The organism is Curtobacterium sp. 179-B 9B NHS (assembly GCF_045370965.1).
Taxonomy (GTDB): Bacteria; Actinomycetota; Actinomycetes; order Actinomycetales; family Microbacteriaceae; genus Curtobacterium.
The window spans coordinates 45789-60560 of sequence record NZ_JBIQDQ010000013.1; the positions used below are offsets into that span (position 1 = coordinate 45789).

Annotated in this window: 16 protein-coding genes; 1 reads left to right on the forward strand and 15 read right to left on the reverse strand. The window is 71.7% G+C overall.

The window, feature by feature from the left end; translation table 11 throughout:
• Positions 1-43 precede the first annotated feature (43 nt).
• The 10 genes from ACH0A8_RS11740 to ACH0A8_RS11785 form a co-directional block, all read right to left on the reverse strand.
• Positions 44-772: an alpha/beta hydrolase gene (locus ACH0A8_RS11740; RefSeq protein ID WP_400428942.1), complete on the reverse strand. Its 729-nt coding sequence runs from the start codon at positions 770-772 to the stop codon at positions 44-46.
• Positions 769-1074, reverse strand: coding sequence for a hypothetical protein (locus ACH0A8_RS11745; RefSeq protein WP_251159688.1), 306 nt, complete (start codon positions 1072-1074; stop codon positions 769-771). The genes ACH0A8_RS11740 and ACH0A8_RS11745 overlap by 4 nt, the downstream gene beginning before the upstream one ends.
• Before the next feature lie 14 nt (positions 1075-1088).
• Positions 1089-2069: a transglycosylase SLT domain-containing protein gene (locus tag ACH0A8_RS11750; RefSeq protein WP_245171041.1), complete on the reverse strand. Its 981-nt coding sequence runs from the start codon at positions 2067-2069 to the stop codon at positions 1089-1091.
• A 60-nt stretch (positions 2070-2129) separates the two neighbouring features.
• Positions 2130-2678 (reverse strand): DivIVA domain-containing protein, encoded by a 549-nt coding sequence (locus ACH0A8_RS11755; RefSeq protein ID WP_200884098.1) that lies wholly within the window; start codon positions 2676-2678, stop codon positions 2130-2132.
• 72 nt (positions 2679-2750) lie between these two features.
• Entirely contained in the window at positions 2751-3761 is a 1011-nt protein-coding gene (locus ACH0A8_RS11760) for a phosphatidate cytidylyltransferase (protein WP_081984918.1), read from the reverse strand.
• Complete coding sequence (frr, locus tag ACH0A8_RS11765; protein WP_066654807.1) at positions 3761-4315, reverse strand: ribosome recycling factor; 555 nt, start codon at positions 4313-4315, stop codon at positions 3761-3763. Before frr ends, ACH0A8_RS11760 begins: the two co-directional genes overlap by 1 nt.
• Before the next feature lie 45 nt (positions 4316-4360).
• Complete coding sequence (gene pyrH, locus ACH0A8_RS11770; protein WP_058729969.1) at positions 4361-5080, reverse strand: UMP kinase; 720 nt, start codon at positions 5078-5080, stop codon at positions 4361-4363.
• A 155-nt stretch (positions 5081-5235) separates the two neighbouring features.
• Positions 5236-6063, reverse strand: a complete 828-nt coding sequence (gene tsf, locus ACH0A8_RS11775; RefSeq protein WP_066654809.1) for a translation elongation factor Ts — start codon at positions 6061-6063, stop codon at positions 5236-5238.
• Positions 6064-6143: 80 nt separating this feature from the next.
• Positions 6144-7052, reverse strand: coding sequence for a 30S ribosomal protein S2 (gene rpsB / locus ACH0A8_RS11780; RefSeq protein ID WP_066654811.1), 909 nt, complete (start codon positions 7050-7052; stop codon positions 6144-6146).
• Positions 7053-7492: 440 nt separating this feature from the next.
• On the reverse strand, positions 7493-8932 hold the full coding sequence (locus ACH0A8_RS11785) for a sugar porter family MFS transporter (protein WP_066654813.1): 1440 nt from the start codon (positions 8930-8932) through the stop codon (positions 7493-7495).
• A gap of 388 nt (positions 8933-9320) precedes the next feature.
• Here ACH0A8_RS11785 and ACH0A8_RS11790 point away from each other — a divergent pair, with 388 nt between their 5' ends.
• Positions 9321-9935, forward strand: a complete 615-nt coding sequence (locus tag ACH0A8_RS11790; RefSeq protein ID WP_406907259.1) for a M23 family metallopeptidase — start codon at positions 9321-9323, stop codon at positions 9933-9935.
• A 72-nt stretch (positions 9936-10007) separates the two neighbouring features.
• Here the strand turns inward: ACH0A8_RS11790 and ACH0A8_RS11795 are convergent, their stop codons facing one another.
• From ACH0A8_RS11795 to ACH0A8_RS11815, 5 genes are all read right to left on the reverse strand, one after another.
• Positions 10008-11012 (reverse strand): tyrosine recombinase XerC, encoded by a 1005-nt coding sequence (locus ACH0A8_RS11795; RefSeq protein WP_406907260.1) that lies wholly within the window; start codon positions 11010-11012, stop codon positions 10008-10010.
• Between the two features lie 58 nt (positions 11013-11070).
• Positions 11071-12321 carry a DNA-processing protein DprA gene (gene dprA / locus ACH0A8_RS11800; RefSeq protein ID WP_406907261.1) on the reverse strand — a complete coding sequence of 417 codons (1251 nt, stop codon included), beginning with the start codon at positions 12319-12321 and terminating at the stop codon, positions 11071-11073.
• Positions 12318-13838, reverse strand: a complete 1521-nt coding sequence (locus ACH0A8_RS11805; protein ID WP_251159683.1) for a YifB family Mg chelatase-like AAA ATPase — start codon at positions 13836-13838, stop codon at positions 12318-12320. The genes dprA and ACH0A8_RS11805 overlap by 4 nt, the downstream gene beginning before the upstream one ends.
• A complete protein-coding gene (locus ACH0A8_RS11810; protein ID WP_066654820.1) occupies positions 13835-14188 on the reverse strand; it encodes a YraN family protein in 354 nt (117 codons plus the stop codon). The genes ACH0A8_RS11805 and ACH0A8_RS11810 overlap by 4 nt, the downstream gene beginning before the upstream one ends.
• A 153-nt stretch (positions 14189-14341) precedes the next feature.
• The gene (locus ACH0A8_RS11815; RefSeq protein WP_066654821.1) at positions 14342-14698 is read right to left on the reverse strand and encodes an Lsr2 family protein; all 357 of its coding nucleotides are present in this window, start codon (positions 14696-14698) and stop codon (positions 14342-14344) included.
• Between the last annotated feature and the right edge of the window lie 74 nt (positions 14699-14772).

The following is a 14772-nucleotide window of genomic DNA, read 5'->3' on the forward strand; positions in this document are numbered from 1 at the left end:
ACCGGTCGGTGGCGTCAGCCCGGTCGCGACGCCGACCGTGTGGTCAGTCGTCGAGGTGCGTCGGCAGCGGCGCGCTGCCCGGGACCACGAGGTCCGCGACGGCGTCGAGGACCGTGCGGACGTACCGTTCCCCGACCCACAGGTGCTTCGCGCCCGCGACGGGGACGACCCGCACGTTCGGCGCGACGGCGAAGCGGCGGACCGCGTCCTCCGGCTGCAGGAAGTCGTCGTGCTCCGGGACCAGCGCGACGACCGGGACGTCCACGTCCGCCCAGCGTCGGAGCTCGTCGTCCGAGGTCCGGTGCAGCGGGGGCGACAGCAGCACCACGCCGGCGACGTTCCCCGCGGCGACGTGTTCGATGCCGTGCTTGAGGACGACCTCGGTGCCGAACGACCAGCCGAGGAGCCACGGGGTCGGCAGTCCGCGTCCGACGGTCTCGTGCACGGCGGCGCGGAGGTCGAAGCCCTCGGACTCACCGTCACCGAAGACGCCCTCGGACGTGCCCCGTGGCGAGGTCACCGACCGGAAGTTGAACCGCAGCACCGCGATGTCGGCCAGCGCGGGCAGGCGCGAGGCCGCCTTCTTCAGCACGTGACTGTCCATGAACCCGTGCGCGGTCGGCAGCGGGTGGAGCGTCACGAGCGTGCCCCGCGCAGGCCGGTCGAGCGGCTCGGCGAGCTCGCCGACGAGGGTGAGGTGGTCGTCCGTCACCAGTTCGATGTCGGTACGTCGGGCGGGGAGCTCGGTGTTCGAGCGGATCTCGGTGCTCATGCGATGCTCCAGCAGTGGTTGTGCCAGTGTCGGCGGGACGCCAGGTCGGCGTCGTCCCCGAGCACACCGTCCGCGCGCCAGACCACCACGTGCGCGACACCCGGCAGCACGGCCAGGCCGCAGCCCGGACAGACGTACTCCTTCTGTGCGGACGCCGCGGACACCGGTTGCACGGTGAAGGTACGACCGCGACGGACCTCGGTCCGCCTCCACGAACTCATGAGGCGGTCGAGACCGGTCTCGTCCTCGGTCGGCTCGGGACCACGACCACGGGGTCGCCGCGGTCGGTTGCTGCGCGGCACCCCGGAACTGCCGATCAGTACCAGTTGTAGGACTGGCTGTGGCCCCACGCGCCGCAGGGGGTGCCGTAGACGCCGGAGATGTAGTTGAGACCCCAGGTGATCTGCGTCGCGGGGTTCGTCTGCCAGTCCGCACCGGCCGTGGCCATCTTGCTGCCGGGCAGCGCCTGCGGGATGCCGTAGGCACCGCTCGGGTTGTACGCGTTGACGCGCCAACCCGACTCCTTGTTCCACAGCGACACGAGGCAGTTGAACTGCTCGCTCCCCCACCCGCGTGCGGCGACCATCTGCTGGGCGATCTCCTGCGCGCTGCCCGGGTTCGGCGTCGCGGCCGTCGCCGCGAGCGTGTTCGACGGCGTGACGGCCGTGCTCTTCGCTGCCGGGTCGGCCTGGTCGTTGGTGGCTTCGGCCGGCTTCTCCTCGACCTTGGGCTTCGGCAGCGTGACGCCGTAGCCGTCCCGCGTCACGTCGAACGCGGCGTACGTGCCGTGTGCCGTGAACTGCTGCGGCTCCACGGGCGCCTTGACGAGCACCGGAGCGACGACGGCGGCCTGGGCGACGTCGGGCTGCATCGGGTTGAACAGCGAGCCGCCGACGAAGCCGAAGACGGCGAAGAACGACAGCGTCGGGATGGTCGCGCGTCCGCGCATGAACGAGTTGAGGGTCCGGGCGGCCTTCGGCTTCGCCGGTGCGGCGACCGCGCGTCGCTGCTGGACGATGCGCGGGTCGGCAGCACCGGTCGGTGCGATCGGTCCGCGGACGAGGACCGGAGCGGTCGCCGGTGCGGCGGACGTCGCGACCGGGGTCGGCGCCGTCACGGGTGCGCCCAGCGGTGTCGACGGCAGCGCTGCCGTCTCGACCCGCGGGGTCTCGTGGAGGACCGAGTGCCCCGTCGTGCGGAGTCGGTCGCGTGCCGCGCGGCGCTCACCGACGACCGGACGGTCGAGGTGCTCGCGGGTACCGCGGTCGGAGCTGAGGTCTGCCGTGTGCCTGCCCATGAGTGGGTCCAGGATAACGGAACGGTCACGGGAAGAGAAGCACCGGTGTCCCGCGCGTCGTCAGCGGACGGCGAGCATGACCTCGACGACCGCGTCGAGCAGCGCGTCCACCTGCGCCTCGCGGTAGCCGCCGTGCTTCGGGCGGAACACCACCGACCGGACCTCGGTCAGGCTGAGCGGCTTGCCGTCGCGGAAGTAGCCCGCCAGCCGCTCCGCGAAGACGTCGACGTCCTTCGGGTGGTAGCCGGTGCCGAGCGGGCTGGTGCGTGCGAACCGCTGCCCGGTGGGACGCTCGAGTCGCGCGACGACGTCCGACGCCTTGGCGCGGGCCTCGGCGTACCAGGCCTTCTGACCCGTCTCGGCGATCTCGCGCTCCCGCTCGCGAGCGGCGAAGGCGTCCTCGAGGCGCTCGAGCGCGGCGTCGACGTGTGCCGTGGAGTAGCCGCCCTTGCGCATGGAGAAGGCGGTCCTGCGGATCTTCGCCGCCTCGATGCCGGGAGCGGTGTCGCCGGCGGTGTACGCACGACGGGCGTCCTCGAGGAACCGCTCGACCTCGTCGACGTCGTACCCGAGGGACTTGCGGTCTGCGGAGGGGAAGGTCGTGGCCACGGCGACATTCTGCCAGCACCGGACCATGGCGCCACCTGGACGCGCGGTCCGACAGGGCGTCGGGCGCTCAGGTCAGTGGACGACCACCAGGAACAACACGTAGGCCACGGCCGACGACGGCAGGATGCTGTCGATGCGGTCGAGCAGCCCACCGTGCCCGGGCAGGAACGACGAGATGTCCTTGATGCCGAGGTCGCGCTTGATCATCGACTCGGTCAGGTCGCCGAGCGTGGCGGAGCCCGAGATGAGGACACCGAGGACGATGCCGGTCCACCAGGGCAGACCGAGCATGAGCCAGGTCACCACGATGCCGACCAGGATGCTCGCGGCGACCGATCCCGCGAAGCCCTCCCAGGTCTTCTTCGGGCTGATCCGCGGCGCCATCGGGTGCTTGCCGAGGTTGAGCCCGGTGGCGTACGCACCCGTGTCGACGGCGACGACCACCAGGATGAAGGCGATCACCCACAGCTCACCGCGGGGCTGGGCCGAGAGCAGCACGATGCACGCACCGAGCAGGGTGATGTAGGCCTGCACGAACAGGCCGTTCGTCAGGTCGCGGGCGACGTGACCGGCCGGCGGCTTCTCCCGCGCGATCGCGACCTCGACGAGCCGCCAGACCGCGATGAGGACGATGCCGCCGAGGATCGCGAACAGCGCCGCGACCTGCCCTCCGAGGAACGCTGCCGGGACCATGACGACGGCCGCGGCCACGCTCGGGATGCGCGGCACGTCGCGCCCGGCGAACCGCATCGCACTCGCGAGCTCGTAGACGGCCACCCCGAGCAGGAAGGCCGCGACGACCATGAACGCCGGCTTCCAGATGAGGAGTGACCCCAGCATGACGACCGCGAACGCCAGGGCGATGGCGATCGCGGCCGGCAGGTTGCGGCCGGTGCGGGCGGTCAGTGCCTCGTTGCGCGCGCCGAAGTCCGCCTTGCGCTGCTTGAGCTGCGCCTCGAAGTCGGCGCGCGCCGCACGGGCACGGGCATCGAAGTCCTGTCGCAGCCCCTTCTTCGTGGTCGGCGCTGCTCCGGTCGGGCGCGGTTCTGTGGGGCGGTCGCCGCCCGGCTCGGGGAGACGCATCAGACCTCGAGGAGTTCGGCTTCCTTCTTCTTCAGCGCGTCGTCGATCTGGTCGACGTGCTTCTTCGTCAGGGCCTCGAGGTCCTTGTCGCCCCGGGCGATCTCGTCGTCGGAGATCTCACCCTTCAGCGCGTCGAGGTCGTCCTTCGCGCGGCGACGGATGTTCCGGATGACGACCTTGTGGTCCTCACCCTTGCCACGCACGAGCTTCACGAACTCCTTGCGGCGGTCCTGCGTGAGCTCCGGGATCGTCACGCGGACGATCTCGCCGTCGTTCGACGGGCTGGCGCCGAGGTTCGGGAACGTCGCGATCGCGCGTTCGATCTCCTTGAGGGCCGACTTGTCGTACGGCGTGACGATGAGCGTGCGTGCCTCGGGCGTCTGGAGCGACGCGAGCTGCGCGAGCGGCGTCGGGGTGCCGTAGTAGTCGACCGGGATCTTCTGGAAGAGGGCGGCGTTGATGCGTCCGGTACGGACGGTCGCGAAGTCGTCCTTGGCGACGTCGACGGCCTTCGCCATCTTCTCGGTGGCTTCGGTCAGGACATCACTGATCACGGTGGTTCTCCTTCGGTACTGCGTCGAGTCTAGTCAGCGTGCGGGTCAGTTGCTGACGACCGTGCCGATGCGCTCCCCGCGGATGGCGGCCGCGACGTTGCCCTCGCCCTCCATGCCGAAGACGTGCATCGGCATGCCGTTGTCCATGCAGAGCGAGAACGCCGTCGCGTCGACGACCTTCAGGCCCTGCAGCAGGGCGTCCTGGTACGTGACGTGGTGCAGCTTCTCGGCGGTGGCGTCCTTCTTCGGGTCGGCGGTGTACACACCGTCCACGCCGTTCTTGGCCACGAGGACCTCGTGCGCGTCGATCTCGAGCGCACGCTGGGCGGCGACCGTGTCGGTCGAGAAGTACGGCAGGCCCGCACCGGCGCCGAAGATCACGATGCGCCCCTTCTCGAGGTGCCGCTCGGCGCGCCGCGGGATGTACGGCTCGGCGACCTGCGTCATGCTGATCGCGGACTGCACCCGGGTCGCCGCTCCGGCCTGCTCCAGGAAGTCCTGGAGCGCGAGCGCGTTCATCACGGTGCCGAGCATGCCCATGTAGTCGGCACGACCGCGGTCCATGCCGCGCTGCGAGAGCTCGGCACCGCGGAAGAAGTTGCCGCCGCCGACCACGATGGCCACCTCGACGTCCTGCGCGGCCTGCGCGATCTCCTTGGCGATGGTGCTGATGACGTCCGGGTTCACTCCGAGGGACCCCGCCCCGAACGCCTCCCCCGACAGCTTCAGCAGGACCCGGCGGCGTCCGGTCTTCTCGTTCGTCATGTGGCGCACCCTTCGTCGAATGTCTCGTGGGAATCTACCCGGCCGCAGCCGGTCCGGCGGAGGAGGTCGTGCCTCCCGGCCGGCTCCGCGCGTGTCGCAGCGCGCAGAAAACGGGGCCCGGAACCGATGTGGTTCCGAGCCCCGTCACGGGTTCGTTACGCGCCGACCTTGACGCGGGCGAAGCCCTGGATCGTCAGACCGGCGTTCTCGGCGGCCTTCGCGACGGACAGCTTGTTGTCCTTCGCGTAGTCCTGCTCGAGGAGCGCGACCTGCTTGCGGTACGCGTTGAGGCGACCCTCGACGATCTTCGGCAGGGCGGCCTCCGGCTTGCCCTCCTCGCGCGTGATCGCCTCGACGGTCGCGCGCTCCTTCTCGATGGCCTCGGCCGGGATCTCGTCGCGGGTCAGGTACGTCGGGTTCGCGAACGCGACGTGCTGGGCGATCGACCGCGCCTCGGCGGCGTCGGAGCCCGCGTAGGCGATGACGACGGCGATCTGGGGCGGCAGGTCCTGGCTGGTCTTGTGCAGGTAGACCTCGAAGGCGTCGCCCTCGACACGGACGACGGTGCGCAGCGCGAGCTTCTCACCCAGCGCGGCGGCGGCCTCGTCGATCGTCTCGGCGACGGTCTTGCCGTCGAGCGGCGCGGCGTTGCCGGCCTCGACGTCGGACGCACCGGCGGCGGCGACCGCGGCCACGACCTTGTCGGCGAGGGTGGTGAACTTCTCGTTCTTCGCGACGAAGTCGGTCTCGCTCGCGAGCTCGACGACGGTGGCGGCGCCACCCTCGGTCGTCGCGACGACGACACCCTCGGAGGTCGCACGGTCGTCGCGCTTGGCGACGGCCTTCGCGCCCTTGATGCGGAGCAGCTCGACGGCCTTGTCGTAGTCGCCGTCGGCCTCGACGAGCGCGTTCTTCGCGTCCATCATGCCGGCCCCGAGGTCCTCACGGAGCTTCTTCACGTCAGCAAGGCTGTAGTTGGCCATTGACTGGAGTCCTTTCTGGACTGGTGTTGTGGAGAGAGAGGGAAGGGGCGCCGAGCCGACCGGCCCGACGCCCCCGGTGACTACTCGGCCGAGGTGGCTTCGGCGTTCTTGGCCTCGTCGGCGATCGGCTCGCCGATCTCCTTCGCGGCGACCTGCGCGTCGGCGTCGTTCTCCTCGACGGGAGCCTCGGCTGCGGGGGCGGCCTCGGCTGCCGGAGCGGCCTGCGCACCACCCTGCTCACCGGAGAGGAGCTCCTGCTCCCACTCGGCCAGCGGCTCGGCCGTCTCCTCGTCGCCGCCGTTGTGGCGGGTCTTCAGGCCCTCGGCCGCGGCGTCGGCGACGATGCGGGTGAGGAGACCGACGGAGCGGATCGCGTCGTCGTTGCCCGGGATCGGGTAGGTGATCTCGTCGGGGTCGCAGTTGGTGTCGAGGATGCCGATGACCGGGATCCCGAGCTTCTGCGCCTCGTCGATCGCGAGGTGCTCCTTCTTGGTGTCGACGACCCAGAGCGCGCTCGGGGTCCGCGTGAGGTTGCGGATACCACCGAGGGTCTTGTGGAGCTTGTCCAGCTCGCGCTTCTTGATGAGGAGCTCCTTCTTGGTGAAGCCCTTCGTCGTGTCGTCGAAGTCGATCTCCTCGAGCTCCTTCATGCGCGCGAGGCGCTTGGAGACCGTCTGGAAGTTCGTGAGCAGACCGCCGAGCCAACGCTGGTTGACGTACGGCTGGCCGACGCGGGTCGCCTGCTCGGCGATGGAGCCCTGCGCCTGCTTCTTGGTGCCCACGAAGAGGATCGTGCCACCGTGCGCGACCGTCTCCTTGACGAAGTCGTACGCGCGGTCGATGTAGGCCAGCGACTGCTGCAGGTCGATGATGTGGATGCCAGAGCGCTCGGCGAGGATGAAGCGCTTCACCTTCGGGTTCCACCGACGGGTCTGGTGTCCGAAGTGGACGCCGCTGTCGAGCAGCTGGCGGATGGTGACGACGGCCATGCCGTCCCTCCTTGTTCTCGGCACACGACTGTTCGGCCGTGCGCACGGTTGCGGTTGTGTCGGTCGCGACCGGTGGCCGTGACCCCTGGCGCCCTGTCCGCGCGGCCGCCCGCTCGTGAGAGCAGGACCGGTGGCCGCGGAACGTGTCGTGGCGAGAGCACTGCTGTTGGACGAGCACTGCTGTTGCACGAGCACTGTGGACGCGCGAAGTCAGCGCGCCGGAGCGCGCTGCGGTCGCAATGCTAGCAGGTCCGGACGCCCAGGCCGTCGCCGGACACGACGGAGCCCGGACACGACCGCGCCCGGTACGACGGCGCCCGGACACGACCGTGCCCGGGACACGACCGCGCCCGGGACACGACGGAGCCGGGACGCACGGGAGGCGCGGTGCGGGTCCGACCCGCACCGCGCCTCCCGTCAGGTGGTGACGCCGGTGGACGCTACTTCGCCGACACCGTGTCGCCCTCTGCCGTGATGCCCATCTCCTCGAGGGAGCGGCCCTTCGTCTCCGGGATCTTCGCGATGACGAAGAACAGCGAGAGCAGGGCGAACAGGGCGTAGATGCCGTAGGTCACCGTCAGGTTGAAGCCGGAGAGCACCGGGAACGAGATCGTGACCACGAAGTTCGCGATCCAGTTGGCGGCCGAGCCGACGCCGAGCGCGGTCGCGCGGATGCGGTTCGGGAACATCTCGCCGAGCAGGACCCACATGAGCGGACCCCAGGTGGCGCCGAAGGAGACCACGAACAGGTTGGCGAAGATCAGCGCGATGATGCCCCAGGAGCCGGGCAGGCTCGGCGCGCCGTCCACGATCGTGGCCTGCGAGAACGCGATCGCGACCATCGTGAGCGAGACGAACATGCCCGACGAGCCCGCCACGAGCAGCGGCTTCCGGCCGAGCTTGTCCACGGTGAAGATCGCGATGAACGTGACGGCGACGTTGACGATCGACGTGATCGTCGAGATGAGGAACGAGTCGCTCTCCTTGAACCCGACCGCCTGCCAGAGGGTCGTCGAGTAGTAGAAGATCACGTTGATGCCGACGAACTGCTGCAGCACGGCGAGGATGATGCCGACCCAGACGATGGGCTGCAGGCCGAAGCGGTTGCCCCGGATGGAGCCCTTCTTCTCGTTGGCCTCCTTCTTGATGCCGTCCTGGATCTCCTCCAGGCTCGTGTTCACGGTGTCACGCGGGACGATCTTGCCCATGACCTCACGGGCGTCGTCGGCACGGCCCTTCGAGAGCAGGAAGCGCGGGGACTCCGGCAGGGTGATCGCGAGCACGCCGTAGACGACGGACGGCACGACACCGACGAGGAACATCCATCGCCAGGCGGCGAGGCCGAGGACCTGCTCCGAGGCGCCACCGGCGGTCACCGCGAAGAGCTGGTCGGAGAGCAGGGCGGCGAAGATGCCGAGCGTGATGGCGAGCTGCTGGAAGGACGCCAGTCGGCCGCGGATCGCCTTCGGGGAGACCTCGGAGATGTAGGCGGGGGCGATCACCGACGCGGTACCGATGCCGAGGCCACCGACGAGACGCCAGATGACGAGGTCCCAGGTCGCGAACGCGAAGGCGGAGCCGATCGAGCTGACGAAGAACAGCACCGCTGCCCAGAACATGACGCGCGTCCGGCCCCAGCGGTCGGCCAGGCGACCGGCGAAGTAGGCACCGAAGGCACAGCCGATGAGCGCGGAGGCGACCGCGAAGCCGCTGGCGGCCTCGGACAGGCCGAACTCGCCCTTGATCGCGTCGACGGCTCCGTTGATGACGGAGGAGTCGAATCCGAAGAGGAAGCCGCCGACTGCCGCCGCGATGGCGAACAGGGTGACCTTCCCCTTGAACGCACGGTCCTCGCCGTGCTGGGTGGACGTGTTCGACACGGTGCTCCAGGTTCTTGCCGCCGTGCTGGGTGGCGCACGGTGCCCCGGCGGTCGGCTGGTTCGCCGTCCGAGCGGCGTTGCGTGTTCCGGAGCGGCCCCGACTGTACTCGCTGGCGGCTCGCGGGGCACATCGGGGCGCGGCGGCGCGGCGGCGCGGCGAGGCATGCGGGGTTGGACGCGTTCTGGGGTCGCCGTGGATCGCACGGGTTCGCCGACGTTGCACGCGTCGATCGACGCGTGTCGTGTCGCAGCCGGCACCGCGAGGGGACGTGGTGCGGCGCGGCGCCGTCCGACAGCCGTCCCTGCACAGCCCTGGAGGCAGCGGGCACCGTCCCCAGATCGGCCTGCCGCCGCCCGTGCCCGGGTGCGTCTCGACGACCCTCGTCACATGAGACGGTCACCGCTCCTCCCTCGGCCCGGGCGGCCGGGTGGGCTCCTCGTCCTCGCGGTCGCACTCCTGGTCGCACTCGCGGGTCCGCTCGTGGTCGCGCTCGCGAGTGCGCTCCTGTCGGGGCACCCGACGACGTCCGACGAGGCTGGCCGCTCGGCCGGAACGATCGTGGCGAGCGAGGACGTCGCTCCGGCGCCGTGGGTCTGGCCGACGGGCACGCGCGAGGTGGTCCGACCGTTCGAGGCACCCGCGGACGACTACGCGCCCGGTCACCGCGGCATCGACCTGGCTACGTCCGTCGGTACCCCTGCGGTCGCGGTGGCGGACGGCACGGTGTCGTTCGCCGGGCAGGTCGCCGGCAGGGGCGTCGTGACCATCGACCACGGGGAGGGCCTCGTGAGCACGCTGGACTCCGTCGAACCCTCGGTGGCGACGGGCGACGCCGTCCAGCAGGGGATGGTGGTCGGTGCCGTCACGGTCGGACACTGTCCCGCCGCCGATCCGTGCCTGCACCTCGGCGCACGGGTCGAGGGTCGCTACGTCGATCCACTGCGGTTCCTGTCGCCGGCTGCCTGGCCGGTCCTGCTCCCGGACTCGGCGTGGCCGGGGTGACGTGCCGGAGGCCGCGAGGCCGCGAGGCCGTGCGGCGGAACGGCGTCGGGACTCCCGCCCGGCCGTTCGCCGTCAAGCGCGGGGGTGCGCCGTTCGGTAGACCTCCCGGAGCCGGGCGGACGAGACGTGCGTGTAGATCTGCGTCGTCCCGAGGCTCGCGTGCCCGAGGAGCTCCTGCACGGCCCGGAGGTCCGCTCCCCCGTCGAGCAGGTGCGTCGCCGCGGTGTGCCGGAAGGTGTGCGGCCCGCTCGGACCCGCGCCCGGCAGGTCTCCGAGCGCTCGAGCGACCACCCGGTACACGCTGCGGACCCCGAGTCGGCCACCCCGGTCGCCGAGGAAGAGCGCGGGCCCGCCGGAGCGCTGCACCTGCTGCTCGGAGGGGACCGGCTGCGGGGAGGTGTCCGACTGCCGGGCGGGGGCCGGTGACCGCTCGGCAGCGCGCGCAGCGAGGACCGGGCGACCCCGTCCGAGCCAGGCCTCGAGCGCGTCCCTTGCGGGCACGCCGAACGGCACCACCCGTTCCTTGCCGCCCTTGCCGAGCACTCGCACGGTCAGGCGGTCTCGGTCGACGTCCTCGACGTCGATGCCGACGAGCTCGCTCACCCGGATCGCCGCGGCGTAGAGCAGTTCGACGACCGCCAGGTCGCGGAGCGCAGCAGGGTCGTCCGTGTCCGCCCGAGCCGCGAGTCCGTCGAGCACCGTCCGGACCTGGTCGGTCGACACGACGCGCGGCAGGTGTCCCGCCCCCTTGGGCGCGCGCAGCCGGGCGCCGGGGTCGGTGTCGAGCAGACCGGTCTCGCTGGCCCAGCGGGTGAACACCCGCACCGACGACGACCGGCGCGCGATCGTGGACCGGGCGAGCCCGCGTCGGTCCGCTTCCCACAGCCAGTCGCGGAGCACCTCGAGACCGAGGTCCGCGGTGGCGGCGATCCCCCGCTCGTCGGCGAACTGCACCAGCTGGTCGAGGTCGTTCGCGTAGGCACGGACGGTCTGGTCGCTCAGACCCCCGGCGCCACGGACGTGGTCGAGGAACGACTCCACCGCCGCCACGAGTCGCCCGTCCGTCTGCTCCGCCACGGGCCCCAGGGTAAGCGTCCGGCGCCGTCACGGGCCCCAGGGTAAGCGTCCGGCGCCGTCACGACCTGGTCCACCCGCCGACGGTGTGCGTGACGAGCCCCTGCAGTTCGGCCAGCGCGAGCGCGTCCGCCACCGCACCCGCCGACATGCCCGAGCGCACGGCGATCTCCTGCTCGCCGAGCGCCCGCCGTCCCAATGCGTCCAGGACCCGGACCACCTCGGGGTCCTGCCGACCACCGATCGGCTCGTCGGCGCACGTCGGCCCACCGTCCCTCGACGGGTGTCCTCGCCCGGATCCGCGTCGTCCGACGACGGCCTCGACGGGGTCGCCCGGACCCACGACGATCTGAGCACGCCCCTGCGCCACGAGACGGTGGCACCCGACCGACGCCGACGACGAGAACGCCCCCGGGACGGCGAACACGGGTCGGCCGAGCTGCGCAGCGTGGTGCGCCGTGTTCAACGCGCCCGAGCGGGCCCCGGCCTCGACCACGACGGTCGCCGCACCCAGCGCCGCGATCAGTCGGTTCCGTGCGAGGAACCGCCACCGTGTCGGCCGGGTACCCGGCGGGGACTCGGCCAGCAGGCTGCCCTGCCGTGCGACGTTCCGCAGCAGTTCGACGTTGCCCGTCGGGTAGAGCTGGTCGATCCCGCCGGCCAGGACCGCCACCGTCGGCGTGCCCGCCGCGACCGCGACCCGGTGCGCGGTCGCGTCGATGCCGTAGGCCCCACCGCTCACCACCGTGCACCCGGCGTCGGCGGCCGCCGAGGCGATCTCCGCGGTCGCCTCGGCCCCTGCGACGGTGTTCGCCCGCGAACCGACGACGGCCAGGGCAGGACCGGAGGCCCGACGCCCCGACCGCGTCCAGAGCACGACGGGCGCGTGCGGCCCGAGGTCGTCGACGCCGGTGGGCCACCCGGCCGTGCCCGGCACGACGAGCCGCGCACCGACCGCGCGCGCGGCCTCGAGCGTCGTCAGCACGTCGACCCGGGCGAGCCGTGGGCGCCAACGCTCGAGGGCGACCCGCAGCGTGCGGGCGAAGGGTGCCGGGGACTCAGCCCCCGGGACACCCCGGTCGATGCAGGAGTCGAGCAGGCCAACGGGTCCGTCGTCGCACGCCGACCGGACGAGCGCGAACGAGCGCTCGGCCCCGAGTCCCTGGACGAGCATCCCCGCCACCGCGTCCCCCGGCTCCACGACGGCCGACCACGCCACGCGCGCCGCTGCCTCCACCGGGTCCACCGCGTCGGCCCCAGCCCGACCGAGGAGCACCGCGACCGTCTCGAGCAGGTCGGGCGCCCCGGTCACAGCGCACTCCGGAGGGCGAGGGCCTCGCGCACGTGCCGTTCGCCCGGCCGGTCGTCCCCCTGCAGGTCCGCGAGCGTCCAGGCGAGGCGCATCGTCCGGTCCCAGCCGCGCATCGTCAGCGTGCCGAGGTCGAGCGCCTGGTCGAGCGCCGTCGTCGCCCGCCGGTCCACCCGCCCGGGGCCGCGGAGCCACGCCCCCGACACCTCGGCGTTCCGGGTCCACCCCGTACCGACGAGCCTGGTGCGCATCGAGTGGCGTGCCGCCTCGACGGTCGCTCGAGCCTGCGCCGTGCTGGGCGTCGTGCCGTCCTCACCGCGGATCAGGCCGGTGGTCACCCGCGGCACGCGCACCCGGATGTCGATGCGGTCGAGCAACGGCCCGGACATGCGGCCGAGGTACCGGCGGACGGTGGCCGGCGCGCACTCGCACGGTTGCCGCATCGAGCCGGCGTTGCCGCACGGACACGGGTTCGCCGCGAGCACGACCTGACAGCGTGCGGGGAACTCGGCGGCGCCGGCGGCCCGGTGCACCGTGATCCGTCCGGACTCCAGGGGCTGTCGCAGCGCGTCGAGCACCGCGCGCGGGAACTCCGGGGCCTCGTCGAGGAACAGCACGCCCTGAGTCGCGCGCGAGACGGCGCCCGGTCGGACCGTGCCGGAGCCGCCACCGATGAGGGACACCGCGGACGCCGAGTGGTGCGGGGCCTCCCACGGAGGTCTCGTGGTCCACGATGCGACCCCGTGCCCGGCGACCGACCGGACCGCCGCGACCTCGAGCGCCGCGTCGTCGTCGAGGTCCGGCAGCAGGCCCGGCAGCCGTTCCGCGAGCATCGTCTTGCCGGCACCGGGCGGTCCCACGAGCAGGGCGTGGTGTCCGCCGGCGGCCGCCGCGACGAGGGCACGGACGCCGGTGGGGTTGCCCACGACCTCGGCCAGCTCGGCGACGGGTGAACGCTCGGGGAGCACCGGCGGTGCGGCGACCGGGTCGACCTCGACCGGCGGGAGGAGCGCCCCGGCGTCGATCGCGGCGGCACGGAGCGAGTCCACGGCGCGGACGTCCACGCCGCGCACGAAACGGGCCTCCTCGGCGTTCCCCGTGGGGAGCACCACCCGCTCGGCTCCGGCGTCCCGTGCCGCGAGCAGCATCGGCACGACCCCGGGTACGGGCCGGAGTCGCCCGTCGAGCCCGAGCTCCCCGATGTACACGACCCGTTCGCTCACGCAGGGCGCGACGTCCGCGCCGGCGAGCACCGCCATGGCGATCGCCAGGTCGAAGCCCGATCCGCGCTTCGGGATCGCCGCCGGCGTCAGGTTGACCGTGATCCGCCGGGCCGGCAGGGGCGCCCCGGCGTTCGCCGCTGCGGCCCGGACCCGCTCTCGGGCCTCGCCCAACGAGGTGTCCGGCAGTCCGATGATGCTGAAGGCGGGCAGCTGGCTCGTCAGGTGCGCCTCGACCTCGATCCGCCGTCCGGTCACGCCGAGCAGGGCGACCGCGGCGGACCGACCGATGCCGGTCACAGGATCCCCGTGAGGTGCTCGATGCCGTGCCGGTCACCGGCCACGTGCACCGCCAGCGCATCGAGACGGACCGCCGGGGCGTGCGTGTCGGGATGCGCCGCGAACCACATCGGCACCAGCCGTCGGAGGCGCGCGGTCTTCGCCGTGGTGATCGCCTCGAACGGGTGCCCGGTCGCCGTGCCCGCTCGCGTCTTGACCTCGATGAACACGAGTGTCCGCCCGTGCCAGGCGACCACGTCGACCTCGCCGCGTGCGCACCGCCAGTTCCGTTCCACCAATCGGTACCCGCGCGCCGTGAGCCATTCCACCGCGCGGTCCTCGCCGTACTGCCCCAGTGTTCGTCGTTCCATGTCGTTGCCTCCACCGACGACGATGCGGCAATGCAACCGGCGCCGTCGGTCGGATGGCGGAACTGTGGATGAGCACTCGTGATGGAAATGTTGTGCAGGAATGACGAGACCCCGGATGTCGTCAGGACATCCGGGGTCTCGTGAGGTCGTGCGTCAGTGCGCGGCTGCGTACGCTTCCTGCACCTGGGTCGAGATACGGCCGCGGCTCGAGACCTCGTAACCGTTCTCCTTCGCCCAGTCGCGGATCTTCGCGAGTTCCTCGGAGTTCCCGCGCTTGGGTGCGGACTTCGGCGCGGAACCACTGCTGCCACCGGAACGACGACCGGAGACCTTCCGTGCCGCTGCGACGTAGTCCGAGATCGCTTCGCGGAACTTGTCCACGTTGTCGTCGGACAGGTCGATCTCGTAGTTCGAACCGTCGAACGCGAATTCCACGGTGCGGCCTTCGCCGGCGGCGATGGGCGAATCGTCGAGGTCGTCGACGAGCTGGACGGTGACCTTCTGTGCCATGTCGTGCTCCTGGGTCGAGGGGTGGTGATGCCCGTGACGGTGGGTCACGGGAAAAGCTTCACCACCACCGTAGC